General features: G+C 74.4%; 20 protein-coding genes. 14 read left to right on the top strand and 6 right to left on the bottom strand.

The genetic code is table 11. The annotated features are described in order from the left end of the window. Positions 1-72: 72 nt before the first annotated feature. The 4 genes from DSZ44_RS06590 to deoC all read left to right on the top strand — a co-directional run bounded on the left by DSZ44_RS06590 (position 73) and on the right by deoC (position 3,117). Positions 73-1,362: a thymidine phosphorylase gene (locus DSZ44_RS06590; RefSeq protein ID WP_110851814.1), complete on the top strand. Its 1,290-nt coding sequence runs from the start codon at positions 73-75 to the stop codon at positions 1,360-1,362. A gap of 1 nt (position 1,363) precedes the next feature. Next, positions 1,364-2,143, top strand: a complete 780-nt coding sequence (locus tag DSZ44_RS06585) for a hypothetical protein (protein WP_110851813.1) — start codon at positions 1,364-1,366, stop codon at positions 2,141-2,143. A gap of 73 nt (positions 2,144-2,216) precedes the next feature. Continuing rightward, a complete protein-coding gene (locus tag DSZ44_RS06580; protein WP_146237489.1) occupies positions 2,217-2,423 on the top strand; it encodes an Rv3202a family protein in 207 nt (68 codons plus the stop codon). 37 nt (positions 2,424-2,460) lie between these two features. Next, on the top strand, positions 2,461-3,117 hold the full coding sequence (gene deoC / locus DSZ44_RS06575; protein ID WP_110851811.1) for a deoxyribose-phosphate aldolase: 657 nt from the start codon (positions 2,461-2,463) through the stop codon (positions 3,115-3,117). Positions 3,118-3,278: 161 nt separating this feature from the next. Here deoC and DSZ44_RS06570 read toward each other — a convergent pair whose 3' ends face one another. Continuing rightward, positions 3,279-3,914 carry an O-methyltransferase gene (locus DSZ44_RS06570; RefSeq protein ID WP_110851933.1) on the bottom strand — a complete coding sequence of 212 codons (636 nt, stop codon included), beginning with the start codon at positions 3,912-3,914 and terminating at the stop codon, positions 3,279-3,281. 132 nt (positions 3,915-4,046) lie between these two features. Here DSZ44_RS06570 and sigE point away from each other — a divergent pair, with 132 nt between their 5' ends. Genes sigE through DSZ44_RS06550 form a run of 4 tightly spaced genes read left to right on the top strand, consistent with a single transcriptional unit; the run spans position 4,047 to position 7,397 of the window. Beyond that, complete coding sequence (sigE, locus tag DSZ44_RS06565; RefSeq protein WP_110851810.1) at positions 4,047-4,607, top strand: RNA polymerase sigma factor SigE; 561 nt, start codon at positions 4,047-4,049, stop codon at positions 4,605-4,607. Further along, positions 4,604-5,440 (top strand): zf-HC2 domain-containing protein, encoded by an 837-nt coding sequence (locus DSZ44_RS06560; protein ID WP_110851809.1) that lies wholly within the window; start codon positions 4,604-4,606, stop codon positions 5,438-5,440. Before sigE ends, DSZ44_RS06560 begins: the two co-directional genes overlap by 4 nt. Before the next feature lie 37 nt (positions 5,441-5,477). After that, on the top strand, positions 5,478-7,058 hold the full coding sequence (locus DSZ44_RS06555) for a S1C family serine protease (RefSeq protein ID WP_110851808.1): 1,581 nt from the start codon (positions 5,478-5,480) through the stop codon (positions 7,056-7,058). 21 nt (positions 7,059-7,079) lie between these two features. After that, positions 7,080-7,397, top strand: a complete 318-nt coding sequence (locus DSZ44_RS06550; RefSeq protein ID WP_110851807.1) for a twin-arginine translocase TatA/TatE family subunit — start codon at positions 7,080-7,082, stop codon at positions 7,395-7,397. A gap of 39 nt (positions 7,398-7,436) precedes the next feature. On the opposite strand, the gene DSZ44_RS06545 is transcribed toward DSZ44_RS06550, so the two are convergent. The 4 genes from DSZ44_RS06545 to DSZ44_RS06530 form a co-directional block, all read right to left on the bottom strand. Beyond that, entirely contained in the window at positions 7,437-8,558 is a 1,122-nt protein-coding gene (locus DSZ44_RS06545; RefSeq protein WP_110851806.1) for an Mrp/NBP35 family ATP-binding protein, read from the bottom strand. A 114-nt stretch (positions 8,559-8,672) separates the two neighbouring features. After that, a complete protein-coding gene (locus DSZ44_RS06540) occupies positions 8,673-11,873 on the bottom strand; it encodes an alpha/beta hydrolase (RefSeq protein ID WP_110851805.1) in 3,201 nt (1,066 codons plus the stop codon). Between the two features lie 94 nt (positions 11,874-11,967). Then, on the bottom strand, positions 11,968-12,465 hold the full coding sequence (locus tag DSZ44_RS06535) for a DUF1003 domain-containing protein (RefSeq protein WP_110851804.1): 498 nt from the start codon (positions 12,463-12,465) through the stop codon (positions 11,968-11,970). Then, positions 12,458-13,756 carry a magnesium transporter MgtE N-terminal domain-containing protein gene (locus DSZ44_RS06530; RefSeq protein ID WP_220035111.1) on the bottom strand — a complete coding sequence of 433 codons (1,299 nt, stop codon included), beginning with the start codon at positions 13,754-13,756 and terminating at the stop codon, positions 12,458-12,460. The genes DSZ44_RS06535 and DSZ44_RS06530 overlap by 8 nt, the downstream gene beginning before the upstream one ends. Positions 13,757-13,947: 191 nt before the next feature. Here DSZ44_RS06530 and DSZ44_RS06525 point away from each other — a divergent pair, with 191 nt between their 5' ends. The 3 genes from DSZ44_RS06525 (at position 13,948) to DSZ44_RS06515 (ending at position 15,880) form a co-directional block, all read left to right on the top strand. Further along, complete coding sequence (locus DSZ44_RS06525; RefSeq protein WP_110851802.1) at positions 13,948-14,667, top strand: YflT domain-containing protein; 720 nt, start codon at positions 13,948-13,950, stop codon at positions 14,665-14,667. Then, entirely contained in the window at positions 14,664-15,467 is an 804-nt protein-coding gene (locus DSZ44_RS06520) for a sugar phosphate isomerase/epimerase family protein (RefSeq protein ID WP_110851801.1), read from the top strand. The genes DSZ44_RS06525 and DSZ44_RS06520 overlap by 4 nt, the downstream gene beginning before the upstream one ends. Positions 15,468-15,541: 74 nt before the next feature. Continuing rightward, positions 15,542-15,880 carry a DUF3140 domain-containing protein gene (locus DSZ44_RS06515; protein WP_110851800.1) on the top strand — a complete coding sequence of 113 codons (339 nt, stop codon included), beginning with the start codon at positions 15,542-15,544 and terminating at the stop codon, positions 15,878-15,880. Between the two features lie 44 nt (positions 15,881-15,924). Here the strand turns inward: DSZ44_RS06515 and DSZ44_RS06510 are convergent, their stop codons facing one another. Then, the gene (locus DSZ44_RS06510) at positions 15,925-17,271 is read right to left on the bottom strand and encodes an APC family permease (protein ID WP_110851799.1); all 1,347 of its coding nucleotides are present in this window, start codon (positions 17,269-17,271) and stop codon (positions 15,925-15,927) included. Between the two features lie 89 nt (positions 17,272-17,360). Here DSZ44_RS06510 and DSZ44_RS18225 point away from each other — a divergent pair, with 89 nt between their 5' ends. The 3 genes from DSZ44_RS18225 to DSZ44_RS06500 are packed head-to-tail and all read left to right on the top strand — an operon-like array spanning position 17,361 to position 20,368. Further along, entirely contained in the window at positions 17,361-17,513 is a 153-nt protein-coding gene (locus DSZ44_RS18225) for a hypothetical protein (RefSeq protein ID WP_181424552.1), read from the top strand. A 12-nt stretch (positions 17,514-17,525) separates the two neighbouring features. After that, entirely contained in the window at positions 17,526-18,743 is a 1,218-nt protein-coding gene (locus DSZ44_RS06505; protein WP_110851798.1) for a zinc-dependent alcohol dehydrogenase, read from the top strand. Next, positions 18,740-20,368, top strand: a complete 1,629-nt coding sequence (locus DSZ44_RS06500) for an NAD-dependent epimerase/dehydratase family protein (protein WP_110851797.1) — start codon at positions 18,740-18,742, stop codon at positions 20,366-20,368. Before DSZ44_RS06505 ends, DSZ44_RS06500 begins: the two co-directional genes overlap by 4 nt. Positions 20,369-20,388 lie beyond the last annotated feature (20 nt).

The following is a 20,388-nucleotide window of genomic DNA, read 5'->3' as shown; positions in this document are numbered from 1 at the left end:
GCGCCCCCGGTCCCGTGGGCACGCCAGCCCTGCTGTCGGCGCCGTCGTGCGCCTCGTCCTAGGGTGGGGCCCATGACCGAAGCCTTCGACGTCGTCGACCTCATCCGGACCAAGCGCGGCGGCGGCGTCCTCGCCCCCGCCGAGATCGACTGGGTGATCGACGCCTACACCCGTGGGGTCGTCGCCGACGAGCAGATGTCGGCGCTGGCGATGGCGATCTTCCTGCGGGGCATGGGCCGCGACGAGATCTCCCGGTGGACCACGGCGATGATCGCCTCCGGCAGCCGGATGGACTTCTCCGGCCTGTCCCGCCCCACCTCGGACAAGCACTCCACGGGCGGCGTGGGCGACAAGATCACCCTGCCGCTCGCCCCGCTCGTGGCCGTCTTCGACGTCGCCGTCCCTCAGCTCTCGGGCCGCGGCCTGGGCCACACCGGCGGCACCCTGGACAAGCTCGAGGCGATCCCGGGCTGGCGCGCCGACCTCGACAACGACGCGATCCTGCGCCAGCTCGAGGACGTCGGCGCGGTCATCTGCGCGGCCGGCACGGGCCTGGCCCCGGCGGACAAGAAGCTCTACGCGCTGCGCGACACGACCGGCACCGTCGAGGCGATCCCGCTCATCGCCTCCTCGATCATGAGCAAGAAGATCGCCGAGGGCACCGACTCGCTCGTGCTCGACGTCAAGGTCGGCTCCGGCGCGTTCATGAAGGACCTCGACGCCGCACGCGAGCTCGCCCGCACGATGGTGGCCCTCGGCAGCGACGCCGGGGTGCGCACGACGGCGCTCCTCACCGACATGTCCACCCCGCTCGGCCTCACGGCGGGCAACGCGCTCGAGGTCCGCGAGTCCGTCGAGGTCCTCGCCGGCGGCGGACCCGAGGACGTCGTCGAGCTCACCGTCGCCCTGGCCCGCGAGATGCTCGACGCCGCCGGCCGCACCGACGCCGACCCCCGCGCGGCGCTGGCCGACGGCCGCGCCATGGACGTGTGGCGCCGCATGATCAGCGCCCAGGGCGGCGACCCGGACGCGGCGCTGCCCACGGCCCGGGAGACCGAGACGCTGACCGCCCAGGCCGACGGCGTGGTCGACCGTCTGGACGCCTACGCCGTCGGGGTGTGCGCGTGGCGCCTGGGCGCGGGCCGCGCCCGCCAGGGTGACGCGGTGCAGGCCGGGGCCGGCGTCGAGCTGCACGTCAAGCCGGGCGACACGGTCCGCGCGGGGCAGCCGCTGCTCACCATGCACACCGACACGCCCGAGCGCTTCGACCGCGCCCGGCAGGCGCTCGAGGGCGGCATCGACGTCGGCGCGGGCGACGGCCAGGTGGGCGGCGACGTCGTCCTCGAGAAGATCGCGGGCTGACGTGGCGACGTCGTCATGGCACAGGTGGCAGCTGACGGCCCCGCTGGCCGCGCTGAGCCGGCCCGTGCGCACGCCGCACGCGACCACGGGGCCGGTCGCCGTCGCGGACGCAGGGGAGCCCGCGGACGGGCTGCCCGTCCTGCTCGGCGGCGCCCGCGCCCGGCAGGTCGACGCGACCACCTGCGGCTCGGCCGTGCTCGTCATGCTCGCCGCCACCGGTGACCCGGCGCTGGCGCAGTGGCTGGAGACCGGCCAGCTGCCCGCCGGCCCGCGTCCGCCGGAGGTGCCGCACGAGGACGTCCCCGGTGGCGCGGCCGAGCGCTTCGCCGCAGCCCAGCAGCGGGTGAAGGCCGCGACCGGGAGACGCGCCCTCGGCCCGCTGCCCTGGCCCGCCGGGCTCGGGACGCCGCCGTGGACCGCGGCACGCGAGGCCCGCTTCCCCGGGGTGCGCTACCGCGTGCGCCCCGTCGACGACACCACCGAGGACGGCGCCACGGTGCTCGGGCTGGTCGAGGCCGCCAACCGGCGCGGGCACCCCGTGCCGCTGTACACGGGCGGGGACGTCCGCGGCGGGCTCGCCCACGCCGTCCCGCGCCACGTCGTCCTCGCCGTCCCGCCTCCGTCCGGGGCGGCGGTGCCCGGCACGCTGCGCATCTACGAGCCCTCGCGGGGCTCGGTCCTCACGGTGCCGTCCGCGGACCTGCTCGGGCGCACCGAGCCGCTGCGCGCCCTCGGCGGCTGGACGCACGTCGTCGCCGCGCTGCTGCCCGTCCCTGCCTGAGCCGCCCGCCCTGCACGTCGCCCGCTCACGGGCCACACTGGGAGGCCCGTGAGCGACCCGAGAGAGGGAGACGATGAGCACTCCAGTGAGCCCGCCCCCCGCCGAGGACCTGCCCGACCCCGAGGAGGCCGTGGCCGCGCTCGACCCCGAGACCGGTGAGGACTACGACCCGCCCGAGGTCGTCGACCCCGACCGCGAGGCCGCCGAGGCGGACCAGGTCGAGCAGGCCATCGAGGTCCCCGTGGACGACGGCGACCCCGACGAGGGCGAGGAGGCCTAGCCGATAGGCTCGGGGCACCGAGCCCAGGAGGAAGCACATGACCACCCGTCACGCCGTCGCCCAGATGATCGACCACACCCTGCTCAAGCCCGAGGCCACCCGCGAGCAGGTCGCGGCGCTCGTCGCCGACGCCCGCGAGCTCGGGGTCCTCGCCGTGTGCGTCTCCCCGTCCCAGCTGCCGCTCGAGGGCGCCGAGGGCCTCGTCGTGGCCACTGTCTGCGGCTTCCCCTCCGGTGCCCACCACAGCGAGGTCAAGGCGGCCGAGGCAGCCCGCGCCGTCGCCGACGGCGCGGACGAGGTGGACATGGTCATCAACCTCGGCGAGGCCCTCGCGGGGAACTGGGCCGCCGTCGAGGCGGACATCGCCGCGGTCCGCGCGGCCGTGCCGGCCCCGGCCGTCCTCAAGGTCATCATCGAGTCCGCCGCCCTGGACGACGAGCAGATCATCGCCGCCTGCCGGGCCTCCGAGTCGGCCGGCGCGGACTTCGTCAAGACGTCCACCGGCTTCCACCCCACCGGAGGCGCCAGCGTCCACGCCGTCGAGCTCATGGCCCGCACCGTGGACGGCCGCCTCGGGGTCAAGGCGTCCGGCGGCATCCGCGACGCCGCGGCCGCCCAGGCGATGATCGAGGCCGGCGCCACCCGCCTGGGCCTGTCCGGCTCGGCGTCGGTCCTCGACGGCTTCCAGGACTGACCGCGGCGCGGCACGGCACGGCACCCGCGCCGCGCCGCCCTCCCTTCCGCGAGTACGCACATACGGTCACCCCGAGCGCCTCGTAGGCGCCCGCGGTGACCGTATGTGCGTACTCGGCAAGAGGGGGGCGGGGGTGCGGCGCCGGGGAGGGGCGTGGTGCGTCAGCGGCGGCGGACGGCGGCGAGGAGGCCGGTGCCGGAGGGCAGCAGGGCGGTGGTGAGGCGCTCGTCGGCGCGCACCGTCTTGCCCAGCTCGCGCATCGCGACCGTCGGCTCGTCGCGTCGGGCGGGGTCGGCCACGCGGTCGTGCCACAGGGTGTTGGTCACGGCGAGCACGCCGCCCACGCGCAGCATGCGGGTGGCCTGCTCGACGTAGTCGGCGGCCTCGGCCGGGTCGGCGTCGACGAGCACGAGGTCGTAGGCGTTGTCCGCCATGCGCGGCAGCACGTCCATGGCGCGGCCGGAGATGAGGCGCGTGCGTGCCGACCTCACCCCCGCCGCGGTGAAGGCCTCGCGGGCGGCGCGCTGGTGGTCGGTGTCGACGTCGATGGTCGTGAGGACGCCGTCGGGGCTCATCCCGCCGAGCAGCCACAGGCCGCTCACGCCCGTCCCCGTGCCGATCTCGACGACGGCGCGGGCGCCGACGGCGGCGGCCAGCAGCCGCAGCGCCGCACCGGTCCCCGGGCTCACCGCGGTGGCGCCGAGCTCCTCCGCCCGCCGGCGCGCGCCGGCGGCGACCTCGTCCTCGGGCACGAACTCCTCGGTGTAGGCCCAGCTGAGGGCCTTCTCGGCAGCGATGGTGGTGCCTCCTGGGTGCGCACGGACGAGGGTCGACCTCGATCGTAGCGCCGTGGCACCGGTCCCACTCCCAGGTCCTCCCCAGGTTCTCCTCGTACCCTGGCACCCAGACCGCACGGAAGAGGCCGCCGCATGACCACTCAGGACGAGACCACGTGGAGCGTGCCGTCGTGGGAGGAGGTCGTGCGCGACCACTCCGCGCGGGTCTACCGCCTCGCCTACCGGCTCACCGGCAACAGGGCCGACGCCGAGGACCTCACCCAGGAGACCTTCATCCGGGTGTTCCGCTCGCTCCACTCCTACCAGCCCGGCTCCTTCGAGGGCTGGCTGCACCGCATCACCACCAACCTCTTCCTCGACGGCGCTCGCAAGCGCTCACGCGTGCGGCTCACCCACCTCGGGGAGAACGCCGAGCAGGTCCCCGCGTCCCACGAGCAGCACGACCTGCACCGGCGCTACGAGCACGGGCACGTGGACCCGGACATCCAGGAGGCGCTGGACGAGCTGCCTCCCAAGTACCGCGTCGCCGTCGTCCTGTGCGACGTCGAGGGCCTGTCCTACGAGGAGATCGCCGCGACGCTCGGGATCAAGATGGGCACGGTCCGCTCGCGCATCCACCGCGGCCGCGCCATGCTCCGTGACCGGCTCGGCCACCTGCGCCCGGGCACCGTGGACAGCGAGGTGGTCTCGTGAGCCACCTGGGGTCCAGGGTCGCCCCGCTCGTCGACGGTCAGCTGCCCGCCGCCGAGGCCGAGGAGCTGCTCGCCCACGCCGCGGCCTGCGCGCGCTGCCACTGGCTGCTCGGCCAGGAGCGCGCCTCACGGACGATGCTCAGCCAGGCGTGGGACGTCGAGCCGGGCCCCGAGCTCACCGCGCGCCTGCTCGCGCTGCGGCCGGGCCCGGAGGAGCGCGCGCCCCGCGGGCGGCGCGTCCTGCTCGCCGCGGCGGGTGCCGGCGGGCTGGCCGCGGCCTGCGCCGTCGGTCTCGTCGTCGTCGGGAGCCTGTCCGAGCCGCGGACGGACCCGCACGCCATCCTCGACGTCGTGTCGGGCAACGTCGGGGAGCGCCCCGAGGAGCTCGCCGACGCGAGCGGCGAGGTGAGCGGCGACGTCGTCGCGTGGATGTCCGAGCAGGGGTGGAGCGCGCCCGAGTCGCTGCCCAGCGGGATGCGGGTGGTGGACGTCGCCGTGCACGAGACCGAGGACGGTGAGGTGCTCGAGGTGGAGATCGCCGGCGCCATGGCGCACGTGCGGGTCCTCCAGCAGCGCGGGGTGCTGGCGGGCGAGGCCGCGGACCAGCTGCAGACCGAGCTCGTCGGTCAGCGTGACGCCCTCCTCCTGCGCAGCGGCGTGCACGACCTCGCCCTGCAGAGCGAGGGCTGCGTCGTCGTCGTCCTCGCGGCACCCGACGACGCGTCGGTGAGCGACGCCATCCTCGCCGCCCTGCCCGACGGCGAGTACGACACCTCGGTCGGTGCCCGGTTCGTGCGCGGCTGGGACACCGTGACGGGGTGGGCGCTGGGCTGAGGCGGCCCGCGCCCCGATCTGGGAGGAGACTGTGCCCATGAGCGAGCGACCCGACGAGCACGAGCACGGCTACCCGCCCTCGCCCGCGCCCCGGCCGGAGCCGTACAGCGTGGACGAGGTGCCCCCGCGCGCGGACGACGACGGCGCCCCCGTCACGCAGCCGCTCGCCGGTCCGGCGGCCGGCACGTCCGAGCCCGGCGAGCACGCCCGTGACGAGCGGGACGACGCCTGGTGGCGGCCCGGCTCCCCGGCGCAGCAGCCGCCGTCCCCCGACGCGACCGGGCAGGACGGCCAGCGGCTGCCGTGGTCCTCGCCGGAGGGTGCGTGGCCCCTCACCCGCGGGTCCGGCTACCCGCCCGCGTCCGCCCCGGCGGAGCCCGCCGGCCCCTCGGGCTACGCGTCGGCGTCCTCGGAGCCGGCCGGTGCCGCTCCCGCGCAGCCCTACACGTGGCCCGCACCGGGCTCGTGGCAGGGCGGCGCGCCACCGGAGGCTCCCCGTGGTGACCAGCCGCGCGGACGGCGCCGGCGGGGCGTGGGGGCGGGCGTCGTCGTCCTCCTCGTGCTCGTCGCCCTGCTCGCGGGCATCGTCCTCGGGGCGCTCGGCGCGCGCTGGCTGTGGCCGGCGACGTCCTCGGGGTCCGCGCTGCCCGCGTCGGGCAACCCCGTCTCGACCAGCCGCGCGCCGGAGTCCGTCGCCGGCATCGCCGCCGCCGCGCTGGAGAGCACCGTCTTCATCGAGGTGTTCGGCGGGGACACCGCCTCCAGCGGCAGTGGGATGGTGCTGCGCGAGGACGGCTACGTCGTGACCAACAACCACGTCATCGACGCCGCCGCGGACGGTGGCGGCACCGTCGCCGTCACCCTCGCCGACGGCAGCCAGCTGCCCGCCGAGATCGTGGGCCGCACGGCGGACTACGACCTCGCTGTCCTCAAGGTCGACCGGGACGGCCTGACGCCGCTGCCGCTCGCGGACTCCGACGGCGTCGTCGTCGGGGACCCCGTCGTCGCCGTCGGCGCCCCGCTCGGTCTGGAGGGCACGGTGACGAGCGGGATCATCTCGGCGCTCAACCGCCCCGTCCAGGCCGGCAGCTCCGGGGACGGTGCCTCGTTCATCAACGCGATCCAGACCGACGCCGCCATCAACCCGGGCAACTCGGGCGGACCGCTCATCAACACCGCCGGTGAGGTCATCGGCATCAACACGGCCATCGCCCAGGCGGGCGGGCAGCCGACCGGCAGCATCGGACTGGGCTTCTCCATCCCCTCCAACCAGGTGCGCCGCACCGCCGAGCAGATCATCGAGACCGGCCGCGCCACCTACCCCGTCATCGGGGTCGCCCTCGACACCCGCTACCAGGGCGAGGGCGTGCAGGTGCTCGAGGACGACGCCGGCGCCGCGACGCCCGCCGTCACGCCCGGCGGGCCGGGGGAGATGGCGGGCATCGAGCCCGGCGACGTCATCACGCACTTCGACGGACAGCCGGTGACGACGCCCTCCGAGCTCATCGTCGCGGTCCGCTCCCGCGCGCCGGGCGACACGGTGGTTCTCACCGTGCGACGTGACGGCGGGGAGGAGCGCGAGGTCGAGGTCGTGCTGGACGAGGCGGGGAGCGAGTAGCGGTCGGCCTATCCTGGGGGCGTGCCGATCAACGGGTCCGAGCTAGCGGTCATCGCGCTGCTGGCCGTCATCCTCATCGGCCCCGAACGGCTGCCGCAGTACGCGCAGCAGCTCGCGGGGCTGGTGCGGAACCTGCGCCGGCTCACCACGGACACCACCGAGCGCGTCCGCGCCGAGCTGGGCCCGGAGTTCGAGGACCTCGACCTGCGCTCGCTCGACCCGCGCCAGTACGACCCGCGGCGCATCGTCCGCGACGCCCTGCGTGAGGACGACGACCGCCCGGCCCGGCCCCCGAGGGCGCCCGGTGGCCGCGCCCCCTTCGACGACGAGGCCACGTAGCGCGCCCCAGCGGGCCGCCAGGGCGAGCGGTCGACGGCGTCAGAGCGGGCTGATGCCCAGGGAGCGCCCGGCCAGGCCGCGGGCCCGCTGGCTCAGCCGCTTGGCCACGGTGCGCAGCACGTCGGCGGCGGGGGAGTCGTCGTCCTGGACGAAGGGTCGCCCGGAGTCACCGCCCTCGCGGAGCTTGATCTCCAGCGGCACCTGGCCCAGCAGCGGGACGTCGTAGCCGAGGCCGGCCGAGAGGTTGTCCGCGACCTGCTGGCCGCCGCCGGAGCCGAAGAGCTCCACGCGCTGGCCGTCGGGCTGCTCGAGCCACGACATGTTCTCGATGACGCCGACGACGTGCTGGTTCGTCTGCCCGGCCAGGGAGCCGGCGCGCTCGGCGACCTCCGCGGCCGCGGACTGGGGCGTGGTGACGACGAGCAGCTCGGCGTTCGGCAGGAGCTGGCCCACGGAGATGGCGATGTCACCGGTGCCGGGCGGCAGGTCGAGGAGGAGGACGTCGAGGTCGCCCCAGAAGACGTCGGCGAGGAACTGCTGCAGCGCGCGGTGGAGCATCGGTCCGCGCCACACGATCGGGCGCCCGGGAGGGGCGAACATGCCGATCGAGATGACCTTCACGTCACCGGCGACCGGCGGCAGGATCATGTCGTCGACCTTGGTGGGGCTGTGCTCCACGCCGAGCATGCGGGGGATGGAGAAGCCGTAGATGTCGGCGTCCACGACGCCCACCTTGAGCCCCTCGGCGGCCATCGCCGCGGCGAGGTTCGCCGTCACGGAGGACTTGCCCACCCCACCCTTGCCGGAGGTGACGGCGTAGACGCGGGTGAGGTTGCCCGGCTCGGAGAAGGGGATGGTCGGCTCGGCGACGCCGCCGCGCAGCTGGGAGCGCAGCGACTTGCGCTGCTCCTCGCTCATCACGCCCATGTCGACGCGGACGTCGGCGACGCCCTGCACCCGCTGGGCGGCGGCGGTGACGTCCTTGGTGATCGTCGACCGCAGGGGGCAGCCGGCGGTGGTGAGGTCGATGCCGACGACGACGTCACCGCCGTCGACCTCCACGGACCGCACCATCCCCAGCTCGGTGATGGGGCGACGGATCTCGGGGTCGAGGACCTTCTCCAGCTCGGTGCGGATCGCTTCGACGGTGGGGGCAGACATACCCCCATCGTAGGTGGCTCCCGTGCCCCGTCCCAGCGCCCCGAGATGCCTGTGACCGCAAGCACGACGAGGCCCGCACCGTGGTCGGTGCGGGCCTCGCCGGGCAGCGCGGGTCTAGGAGGTGCGGCGCACCCCCAGGGTGTCGCGGCCGTCACCGTTCCAGTCGCCGACGAAGACCTCGTCGGCGGCCCGGCCGTAGGACTGGACGCGGTCCGCGTCGCCGCCGCTGATCGCGTTCTTCACGTGGTAGACGTTCCCGCGGCGCACCGCGAAGGTGTCCTTGCCGTCGGCGTCCCAGTCGCCGGCGAGGACGACGTCGGTGGCCCGTCCGTAGGTGAGGACCTGCTGCGCGGGTCCGGCGGTGAGGCTGTTGCGGACGTGGTACTCCTTGCCGCGGCGCACCGCGAGGGTGTCCTTGCCGTCCCCGTCCCAGTCGCCCACGACGACCTCGTCACCGGCCCGGCCGTACCGGACGACGACGTCGGCCGCCCCGCCCGTCACCGAGTTCTTCAGGTGGTACTCGTTGCCGCGGCGCACCGCGAGGGTGTCCACGCCGTCCCCGTCCCAGTCGCCGACGAGGACGACGTCGCCGGCGCGGCCGTAGCTGAACACGCGTGCCGCGTCACCGCCGCGCTGGGCGTCGGAGACGTGGAGCTCGCGGCCCCGGCGCAGCGTGATGGTGTCGTTGCTGTCCCCGTCCCAGTCACCGACGAGGACCTCGTCGGTGGCCCGGCCGTAGCGGAAGGCGTAGGTGGCCCAGGGGCCCCAGCCGTCGTTGAGGAAGAAGCCGGTCGTCAGGGCGGGGGTGCCGGGCTCGGTGGGTTCGGTGGGCTCGCCGGGCTCCTCCGGGGCCGTGGCGCAGACGTCACCCTGCGGGCCCGGGTCCGGTGCCATGTCGTGGACGATGCCGTCGCGGTCGACGACGGCGTCGTCCTCACGGACGCTGAGTTGCCCGAAGGTGTCGGCGCTCGAGGCGCCGACGACGGCTGCCGCGGTCACGGTGACGCTGGTCGTGGGGACGGTGGCGGTGCGTCGGTCGCCCTCGAGGGGCACGTCGAAGACGACACAGGTCTGGCCGGCCGGGATGACGACCGGCGCGGCCAGCCGCTGGGCGCCGGTCTCCCCGCCGTTCGCCTCGACGTACGTCCGTACCGCCGTCGCCGACGGGGCGCTGAGCCGCAGCGCGACGGCGGCCGTGCCCGGGCCCGTGCCCTCGTTGACGGTGGCGTCGGCGACGGTGAGGCTCGGGATGTCACCGGTGCCGGGGCTGCCGACCGCGGGGGACGAGAAGGTGAGGTCGGACAGGTACGCGGCGCCCGAGTCGCCGACGCCGGCCAGGCGGACCTGGCGGACGTCGGTGAGCTCGACCCCCTCGAAGGTGCTCAGCGGGATCTCGACCGCCCGCAGGTAGACCTTGCGCAGCGGGCTGGCCTCACCGGGCAGCGGGCTGAGCGCCTCGCTCACCTCGGAGACGAGGGCACTGGCCGAGCGGCCGGCGCCGTCGACGAGGGTGACGGTGAGGTCCTGCGCGCCGGCGAGCGTCGGGGCCGCCCGGAAGGTGAGGTTGCTGAGGTCGGTGACGTCGCGGGCGCCTGCCGGGACGTCGGCCCGCAGGCCCGCGCCCGCCGTGGACCACTCGAGGATCGCCATCTGGCCGGCCGGGGCCGACGGCGCGAAGCGCATCGGCGTCCAGTGCGGCGCCTGGGAGCTGGTCACGTCCGCGATGTCGGCGCACGGGCTGACCTGCTGCGGGTAGGGGCGCTCGCTGAGCGAGGCGCAGTAGGTGAGACGGGCCCCACCGGCGGCGCGGACGCGAGGGCTGTCGGCCGTGAGCGGGGCGACGTCCACACGGGAGGAGCCGGGCTGCTGGGCGACGGTGAAGACCTCGGCGTCGCCGATCGAGGCCGGCAGGGCGCCGGAGCCGTCGAAGAGGGGCAGCAGCTCCTCCTCCCCGCCCATGGTGAGGCGGAACCAGCCGGAGATGTAGGCGTCACCGAGCGCGTACTGCTCGGCGGCGGGCAGGCGGGGCTCCGCGGACGCGCCGCAGACGGTGTTGGTCTGCGAGCGGTCCTGGAACGCCCAGTCGTCGGAGACGGAGTAGGGGTACAGGCCCGGGGTCCAGACGGTGTTGAAGAAGTTGTGGTTGGCGCCCATGACGAGGGCGGTGGCCCGCAGCACGTCGTCGTCGACGGCGTACCGGGAGTCCTCGAAGAAGTGCTGCCCCTGGAGGTTGACGACGTCACCGTCGCAGTACGGGAGCACGGTGTAGGTCGGGACACCCGGCAGGCTGAGGCGGCCGAAGTCGACCGGTGCCAGCGGCAGCACGGACTCGATGCCGTAGGGCTCGGTGCGCTCGGCGTTCATGAGGGCGGCACGGACGACGCCGTCACCGCCGCGCGAGTGGCCCATGAGTCCCACGCGGTCGAGGTCGAGGCGGCCGCGGAGCACCGGGTCGAGCTCGGGCGCCGTGCCGGCGTTGGCCTCGGCGAGGAGGTCGAGGTGGGACAGCACCAGGCCGCCACGGGCCGTGGCGCCGTAGTCGATGGCGAGCTGGTTGTCGTTGGAGTTGATCGCGTTGGCCGAGACCGAGACGACGACGTAGCCGAGCGAGGCGAGGGTCTCGGCGGGGGCGTCGTAGCCGAGGTAGCTGGGGATCTCCACCTGGTCGGGCCCGCACGGGTAGCGGTTCGGGTTGGGCGTGCCCTGGGAGCAGGAACCGTGGCGCCCGTGCTGGAAGACGACGACGGGGCGCTCGCCCTGCGCCTCGACCGGGTAGTAGACGGCGGCTCGCATCTCGCCCTTGATCCCGCCGATCTCGACGAGGTCGACGGCCTGGGTGCCCAGGTCGTAGTCGGCGCGCCCGACGGTGTAGTCGCCGTCCTGCGCGGGGTCGACGTCGAGCACCTCGCGGTCGCCCGGCTCGGGGTCCACGGCCTGCGGACCGGTGGTCCGGCTGCCCGAGGAGCGCAGCGCCTGGTCCTCCTCCCCCCACGAGAGGGTGATCTCCTCGGCGTCCAGCACCGCGTCGTCGGTCGTGACGGCGCTGAGGGACAGCCCGTCGAGCGACTCGCGGGCCAGGCCGAGTGGCTCACCGTCGGCCACGAGCTGGGGGACGGCCGCCCGGACGGGCAGCGGCTCGTCGAGCTCGAGGGTGACGACGTAGCCGCCGGGCGCCTGCTCGACGCTCCAGCCTTCGCCGTCGACGACGACCGGGGAGTCGGGGGCGGCCTGCCCGGCCGAGGCCGAGGTGAGGACGAGAGCGGTGGCGAGCAGGGCGGCGGCGCAGCCGCGCCCTGCTCGGGAAGGTCCGTGCATCAGGGGTTCCTCCTGGTTCGGGGGGACAACCCTTGGGACGCTATTGACCTGCCTGTTACGCCGACGTTTCCCGCGTTTCCGCCGCGTGACGACCTCAGCGGGCGGTGTCGCGCTCCTCGTCCTCGTCGCGGAGCTCCTCGAGCACGCTGCGCAGCTCGGAGCGCACGAAGTCGCGGGTGGCGACGTCGCCGAGCGCCAGCCGCAGGGCGGCGAGCTCCCGGGCGAGGTACTCGGTGTCGGCGAGGTTGCGCTCGGCCCGCTGCCGGTCCTGCTCGGCGGTCACCCGGTCACGGTCGTCCTGCCGGTTCTGGGCCAGCAGGATGAGCGGCGCCGCGTACGAGGCCTGGAGGGAGAGCATGAGGGTGAGCGCCGTGAAGCCGAGCGCCGCGGAGTCGAAGCGCAGCGGCTCTGGACCCCACGTGTTCCACGCCAGCCACACGATGACGAAGGCCGAGAGGTAGACGAGGAAGCGCGGCGTGCCGGTGAAGCGGGCGATGGCCTCGGCGGTGCTGCCGACGGCGTCGGAGTCGACCCGGGGCCGGCGCAGCCAGCGTCGGCGGGTGGGCAGTGGCGTGTCGAGCCGCTCAGCCATGGGCACTCCTCGTCATCGCGGTGTCGGTCGCCTCGGTGTCGGCGTCGCGCCAGTCGTCGGGCAGCAGGTGGTCCAGGACGTCGTCGACGCTGATCGCGCCCAGCAGGCGGCGCTCCTCGTCGACGACGGGCAGCGCGGTGAGGTTGTAGGTCGCCAGCAGGCGGGTGATCTTGCCGATGTCCGCGTGCGGTCCGACGGTCTCGATGTCGGAGTCGAGCATCGAGCCGAGCTGGGCGCTGGGCGGCTCGCGCAAGGCACGCTGGATGTGGACGACGCCGAGCAGCCGCCCCGACGGCGTCTCCAGCGGTGGGCGCACGACGAAGACCATCGTGGCCAGCGCCGGGGTCACGTCCGGGCGTCGGGCGCTGGCGAGGGCGGCGGCGACGGTCGCCTCCGGGGGCAGGATGATCGGCTCGGTCGTCATGAGGCCACCGGCGGCGCGCTCCTCGTAGGCGATGAGGCGGCGCACGTCCTCGGCCTCCTCCGGCTCCATGAGGTCGAGGAGGGAGCGGGCGACGTCGGGCGGGAGCTCGTTGACGAGGTCGGCGGCGTCGTCGGGCTGCATGACGTCCAGGACGTCGGCGGCGCGGTTGGCGTCCAGCCCCGAGACGATGGCCACGCGGTCGTCCTCGCTCAGCTCCTCCAGGACGTCGGCGAGGCGGTCGTCGGACAGCTCGGCGGCGACCTCGATCTGCCGGTTCGGCGGGAGGTCGTGCAGGACGTCGGCGACGTCGGCGGGCTTGAGGTCCTCCATCGTGGACAGCAGCGTCGTGGCGGGCTGGGGGCCTGCGTCGCCGGAGATGTCGACGACGTCGTCGACGTCCACGATGAGCTGCTCCCCGCGGCGGCGTCGCAGCCCGCGGCTCGCCCCGCTGCGTTCGACGAAGAGCTGGGTGACGAGCCAGTCGCGGTTGCGCTGCTGCTCGATCGCGACGTCGGTGACGACGGCGGTCCCGCTGCCGTCGGCCATCGTCACCCGCCGGTCGACGAGCTGGCCGACGACGAGCGTCTCGCTGGCCCGCTGGGAGAAGCGGCGGATGTTGAGCAGTCCGGTCGTGATGACGGCCCCGGTGCTGATGCTCACGACCCGGCTCAGCGGGAGGAACACCCGGCGCTTGCCGGGCACCTCGACGACGAGGCCCACCGCCCGGGGCAGCGAGCTGGTGCGGATGAGCACGACGACGTCGTGCACCTTGCCGACCGGGTCGCCGAGCGGGTCGAAGACGGAGGTCCCCGCCAGCCTGCCGACGAAGACCCGGGTGGGCGCGCTCCTGCTCACGGGTGTACTCACAGTCGCCAGCCTAGGAGTATCGGCGTCCGTCCGCCCCGCCCGCCCTCCCCGCAACGTCGCACGTGGGTCGTGCGACGGCCCGCGGGCGTGGGGCGTCGCACGACCCACCAGTGGCGACGATGTGGGGGAGGCCTCGGTGCGATGGGCGGCGGCTTGTAGCGGAGCGGCGGCACAGGGGAGACAATCGGCCTATGGCCTTCTCCAGCAGCAGGGGTGGCGTGCCCCCGACGCCGACCCTCCCCACCGGCGTCCAGATCGCCTCCTTCGACACGTACCTCGAGGCGCAGCGTGCCGTCGACCTCCTCTCCGACAAGGAGTTCGAGGTGCAGCACACGACGATCGTCGGGACGGACCTGCGCATGGTGGAGCGCATCACCGGACGGCTCTCCTACCCCCGCGTCGCGCTCGCGGGTGCGATGTCGGGAGCATGGTTCGGTCTGTTCGTCGGCCTTCTCTTCGGGCTGCTGTCCGAGGGCAACACGCTGGTGATGCTGCTGCCCGCGCTCGTCATCGGCGCGGCCTTCGGCATCCTCTTCGCCCTCGTCTCCTACGCCTTCACCGGCGGCAAGCGCGACTTCACCTCCTCCAGCCAGGTCGTCGCCAGCCGCTACGCGCTGCTGTGCGAGCAGAGCCGGGTGGGCGAGGCGATGCGCCTCCTGGGTGAGGCCGGCATCCGCACCCGCGTGGGCGCCGACCCGGTCCAGCAGCAGCCGGTGCCGCCGGCGCCCGCCCCGGGCCCCTACGGCGCCCAGGGGACCCCGCAGCCCGGTCCGGCCGGGGCGCCGCCCGCCGAGGCGCCGCCCCAGCCGCCGGCGCGCAGCTTCACGCCGCTCGAGGACGCGCACGGCAACCCGCGCTACGGGCAGCGGCGGCCCGCGGCGCCGGCGGACGGCGAGGAGCCGCGTTCGTGAGGGTCCCCCCGATCCTCCTGTCCACCTCCTCCTGCTACCCCAGCAGCACGGAGTCCTGCTTCGCCGACGCGGCACGGCTGGGCTACGACGGCGTGGAGGTCATGGTCTGGAAGTGGCCCGAGACCCGTGACGCGCGCCGGCTCGGCGAGCTGGCCGAGACCTACGGCGTGCCCGTCCTGTCGATCCACTCGCCCACGCTGCTGCTCACCCAGCGCGTGTGGGGCACCGACCCCTGGGGCAAGATCGACCGCTCCGTCGAGCTCGCCGAGGCCGTCGGCGCGGAGGCCGTCGTCGTCCACCCGCCCTTCCGCTGGCAGCGCGACTACGCGGCCGGTTTCGTCGAGGGCATCGCCCGGCGCCAGGCCGCGACCGAGGTCAAGCTCGCCGTCGAGAACATGTTCCCGTGGAAGGCGCGGGCCAAGGACGGCTCGCGGACCAAGGAGCGGCACGCCTACCTGCCGCACTGGGACCCCGTCGACCTGGGCTACGAGCACGTCACCCTCGACCTGTCCCACGCGGGCGTGGCGGGGCAGGACTCCCTCGAGGTGGCGCGACGGCTCGGGGGCCGCCTGGCGCACCTCCACCTCACCGACTCCACCGGGTCCAACCGGGACGAGCACCTGGCACCCGGCCGGGGCAGCCAGCCCTGCGAGGAGGTGCTGCGGGCGCTGCCGGAGCTCGGCTTCACCGGCTCCGTCGCCGTCGAGGTCACCACGCGCAAGATGAGGCCGGCCGAACGGGAGGCGGCGCTCGCGGAGTCCCTCGCCTTCGCGCGGGAGCACCTGCCCAGCCTCACCTGACACCTCCGGGTGCGGCCGAGCAGGCCCCGACCTACCGTCGAGGCCCCGACACGGACCGACACCGGAGGTGTGCAATGGCCGAGGACCTCGTCTCCGACCAGCTGTGGGAGGACTTCCACACCGTGGTCAACATGACCTCGCGCGAGCTCCAGGAGTGGCTCGCCACCGCCGACTCCGGCGACGGCGTCGACGCCCTGCCCGACCAGGCCGGCAGCGACCGCTCCCGTCAGGTGCTCGGCGTCCTCGCCAAGCGGCGCACGGACCTCACCCCCGACGACGTCACGCTCATGGAGGGCGTCGTCGCCGAGATCACCGAGCTGCGCGGCGACGACGCCGAGACGAGGGCCGGCGACGCCGCGTGGCGCCACCGGCTCATGTCCCTGGGCCACGACCCGCTCAAGCCGGCCGGGTAGTCAGCCCTGCCCGGCCCGGACGTCCGGGCCGGGCAGGGCCTGCGTCAGCGGGAGCGGTCGGCGGGCCCTGCCGCGGCGCGACCGGTGTCCCGCACGCCGCGGGTGACGAAGTACAGCACGACGCCGAGGACGACCATCCCGGCGCCGAGCAGCCACACCTGCAGGGACTGCTGGCTCAGCAGCACCGCGCACGTGATGAGCGCGAGGACCGGCAGCGCCCGGGGCGTGCGGAAGTGGTCGTGGTCGACGGTGTCCTTGCGCAGGACGAGCACCGCGAGGTTGGTGCTGACGAAGACGACGAGCAGGAGGAGCACGACCGTCTCGGCGAGCATCGCCAGGTCCCCGACGATGGTGAGAGCGGCGGCGACCACCGTCGTCACGACGATCGCCAGCCACGGCGTGCGACGGTTGGGCAGCACCTTGGTGAGCACCGAGGGCAGCAGCCCCTCGTCGGCCATGCCGTAGACGAGCCGGCTCGACATGATCATCGTCAGCAGCGCCCCGTTGGCGACGGCGACGAGGGCGATGGCCGAGAACGCCCAGTCGGGGAAGCCGAGGCCCGTGGCGGCGACGACGTCGAGCAGCGGGCTGGAGGAGCCGGACAGGTCCTCCGGCGGCATGATGAGCGCCGAGCCGATGCCGATGAGGGCGTAGACGACGCCCGCGACGCCGAGGGCGCCGAACAGGGCCCGGGGGTAGACGCGGCTGACGTCCTGCACCTCCTCGGCGACGTTGGCCGAGACCTCGAAGCCGACGAAGGAGTAGAAGGCGAGGAGCGCACCGGCGAGGATGGCGGTGGCCGCCCCGGTGCCGGGTGGCAGCTCGGTCAGGCGGCCGGCGTCACCCTGCCCGCCGCCCACCGCGACCGCGACCGCGACGATGACGAGGACGAGGCCGGACACCTCGATGACCGTCATGGCGACGTTCGAGCGCACCGACTCCTTGATGCCCCGCGCGTTGAGCAGGGCGAGGAGGACGAGGAACACCGGTGCGGCGAGCCGGGTGGGGACGTCGACGAAGGTGGCGAGGTAGTCACCGGCGAACGCGATGGACAGTCCCGCGGCGCTCGTCACGCCCGCGGCCAGCATGGAGAAGCCGACGACGAAGGAGACGATCGGCCGCTTGAACGCGCGCTGGGCGAAGATCGCCGCGCCGCCGGCCTTGGGGTACTTCGTGACGAGCTCGGCGTAGCTGGCGGCGGTGAGGAGCGCCATGAACAGGGCCACCATGAGCGGTGCCCACATCATGCCGCCGGACTCGGCCGCCAGCTCCCCCACGAGCGCGTAGATCCCCGCGCCGAGGACGTCACCGAGGATGAAGAGGAAGAGGAGCCAGGGGGTGATGCGGCGCGCGAGACGGGTGGTGTCCGCGGGAGGGGAGTCGACGGTCATCGCCACAGGATCGAGCCGGTGGGAGCACTCGGCAAGCGGGGCGTGTGCTCGGCGTGCGCGGCCCGGGGGCCGGTGGAATGGTGAGAAGCATGAGCGAGAACACACCCACCCCGTCCGAGCAGCCCTACGACCCGGCCAAGGACCCCGACGCCGACCCCGAGCAGCTGAAGCGCGAGGAGTCCTTCGACCAGCCCTCGCAGGCGGAGGGCGACGACCCGGCCCGTCCCACGTCCTCGAGCTGAGCGGAGGCACCTGTGCGCGCACTCACCTGGCAGGGCCGGGAGAAGGTCAGCGTCGAGGACGTCCCCGACCCGCGGATCCAGCTCCCGACCGACGCCGTCATCAGGATCACCTCGAGCGCGATCTGCGGGTCGGACCTGCACCTGTACAGCGTGCTCGGCCCCTTCCTCGAGTCCGGTGACGTCCTCGGCCACGAGCCGATGGGCGTCGTCGAGGAGGTCGGCAGCGAGGTCACCTCTCTCAGGCCCGGTGACCGCGTCGTCGTCCCGTTCGTCATCGCCTGCGGATCGTGCTGGATGTGCGGGCAGGGCCTGCACTCGCAGTGCGAGACCACGCAGGTGCGCGAGCACGGCAAGGGCGCCTCCCTGTTCGGCTACACCAAGCTGTACGGGCAGGTGCCGGGCGGGCAGGCCGAGTACCTGCGCGTGCCGTTCGCGGACGTGGGCCCCGTCGTCGTGCCCGACGACGGCGAGCCGGACGAGCGCTACCTCTACCTCTCCGACGTCGTCCCCACGGCCTGGCAGGCCGTCGAGTACGCCCAGGTGCCGCCCGGCGGGACCGTCGTCGTCCTCGGGCTGGGCCCGATCGGGCAGCTGAGCGCCCGCATCGCCCGCCACCGCGGCGCCGAGCAGGTCATCGGGGTCGACCTCGTGCCCGAGCGGCTGGAGATGGCCCGCCGCCACGGCGTCACCACCATGGACCTGCGCGGCGTGGACGACGTCGCGGCCGCCGTCCGGGAGCTCACCAATGGGCGCGGCGCGGACTCCGTCATCGACGCCGTCGGCATGGAGGCGCACGGCTCGCCCGTCGCCAAGGGTGTGCAGGCCGGTGCCGGGATGCTGCCCGACGCGCTCGCCCGGCCGCTGTTCACCAAGGCCGGCATCGACCGCCTGGCCGCGCTGCACGCCGCGATCGACATCGTCCGCCGCGGCGGCACGATCTCCCTGTCCGGCGTCTACGGCGGCGCCCAGGACCCGATGCCGATGCTCGACCTCTTCGACAAGCAGGTGAACCTGCGGATGGGGCAGGCCAACGTGCACCGCTGGATCGACGACGTGCTGCCGCTGGTGAGCGACTCGGCCGACCCGCTGGGTGTGCTCGACCTGCGCACGCACCGGCTGTCCCTGGAGGACGCGGCCCACGGTTACGACATCTTCCAGCGCAAGGACGACGGCGCCATCAAGGTGGTCCTCGACCCCGCGATGCCGTCGGCGCGGACGGGTGCGCGATGAGAGTCGCGGTCGTCGGCGCGAGCGGCAACACCGGCACGGCGCTCCTCCACGCCCTGCGCGGGGAGGAGCGCGTGTCTGAGGTCGTCGGCATTGCGCGGCGGCGCCCGGACGCCGACGCCGAGCCCTACGACGTCGCGCGGTGGGAGCAGGTCGACATCGCCGCGCCGGTCGCGCTGGCCGACGGCGAGGACTTCGTCGTCGAGGAGCTGGCCCAGGCGCTGGACGGCGTCGACACCGTCGTCCACCTCGCCTGGCTCATCCAGCCCAACCACGAGCGGGACCTGCTCCGGCGCGCCAACGTCGACGGCACCCGCCGCGTCGTCGAGGCGTGCCTCCGGGCGGGGGTGGGGCACCTCGTCGTCGCGTCGTCGGTGGGCTCGTACTCGCCCGTGGACGACGACGAGCGGCGTGACGAGTCGTGGCCCGCCCACGGCAGCGCGTCGACCTCCCACTACGCCGTCGACAAGGCCGCCCAGGAGCGCATCCTCGACGACGCCGAGGCCGCCGGGCTGTCCGTCGCCCGGGTGCGGCCCGCGCTCGTCTTCGACGCGGACGCCGGCGCGGAGATCATGCGCCTCTTCCTCGGGGCGCTCGTGCCGCCGGCGCTGCTGCGCCCCGGCGCGCTGCCCTTCCTCCCGCTGCCGGCCGGGCTGCGCCTGCAGGTGGTCCACGGGGACGACCTCGCCGACGCCTACCGCCGGATCATCGTCCAGGGCGCCACCGGTGCCTTCAACGTCGCGACCGAACCGGTCCTCACCGGCACGGACCTGGCCGAGGTCCTCGACCACGGGAGGGTCGTCGAGGTGCCGCCCGCGGCGCTGCGCCCCGTCGTCTCCCTCGCCTGGCAGACGCGTGCGCTGGCCGCCGACGCCGGGTGGCTCGACATGGCGATGAACGTCCCGCTCATGGACACCACCCGGGCCCGCACCGAGCTCGGCTGGGAACCGAGCAGGGAGGCGCGGGAGACGCTGCGCGAGCTCCTCGTCGGCATGGTCGAGGGGCAGGGCACGCCCAGTCCCCAGATGCGGCCGCGGGAGAGCTGGCCCCAGGACCAGCTCCCGCCCGGCTCGGTCCCCACCGACGGACTCGTGGCCGAGGCGGAGGAGGACTCCGCCGCGCACCGGGTGCCCGCGCACCTGCAGCGCGACATCCTCGGGCTCTACCTGTCGGACCACCTCACCGGGGCCACCGCGGGCCTGGAGCGCTCGGAGCGGATGGCCGCCGACTACGCGGACACCGAGCTCGGCGAGGACCTCGCCCGGGTGGCGCTGGAGATCCGCGAGGAGCGCGAGCTGCTCGTCAACCTCATGGACTCCCTCGCGCTGCGGCGCCGACCGCACCGGCAGGCGGCCGCGTGGGCCGCCGAGCGCGTGGGCCGGCTCAAGGTCAACGAACGGCTGAGCGGCTCACCGATGACGCCCGTCCTGGAGTCCGAGCTCATGCGCAGCGCCGTCATGGGCAAGCTCGGGCTGTGGCAGACGCTCACCGAGCTCTCACCCGACCTGGGCCTGCCCGCCCCGATGTTCGAGGCCCTCGCCCAGCAGGCGAGGGACCAGGCCGAGACCTACGAGCGCTTCCACCAGCACATCGTCGGCGACGTCTTCCGCGACGGCGAGGTCGACTAGCTCCCACCCGCGCCCACCCC

Source organism: Georgenia satyanarayanai (assembly GCF_900116375.1).
Classification (GTDB): domain Bacteria; phylum Actinomycetota; class Actinomycetes; order Actinomycetales; family Actinomycetaceae; genus Oceanitalea; species Oceanitalea nanhaiensis.
Note: the sequence above shows the minus strand (reverse complement) of the source record. Positions and strands in the feature narration are given on the sequence as shown.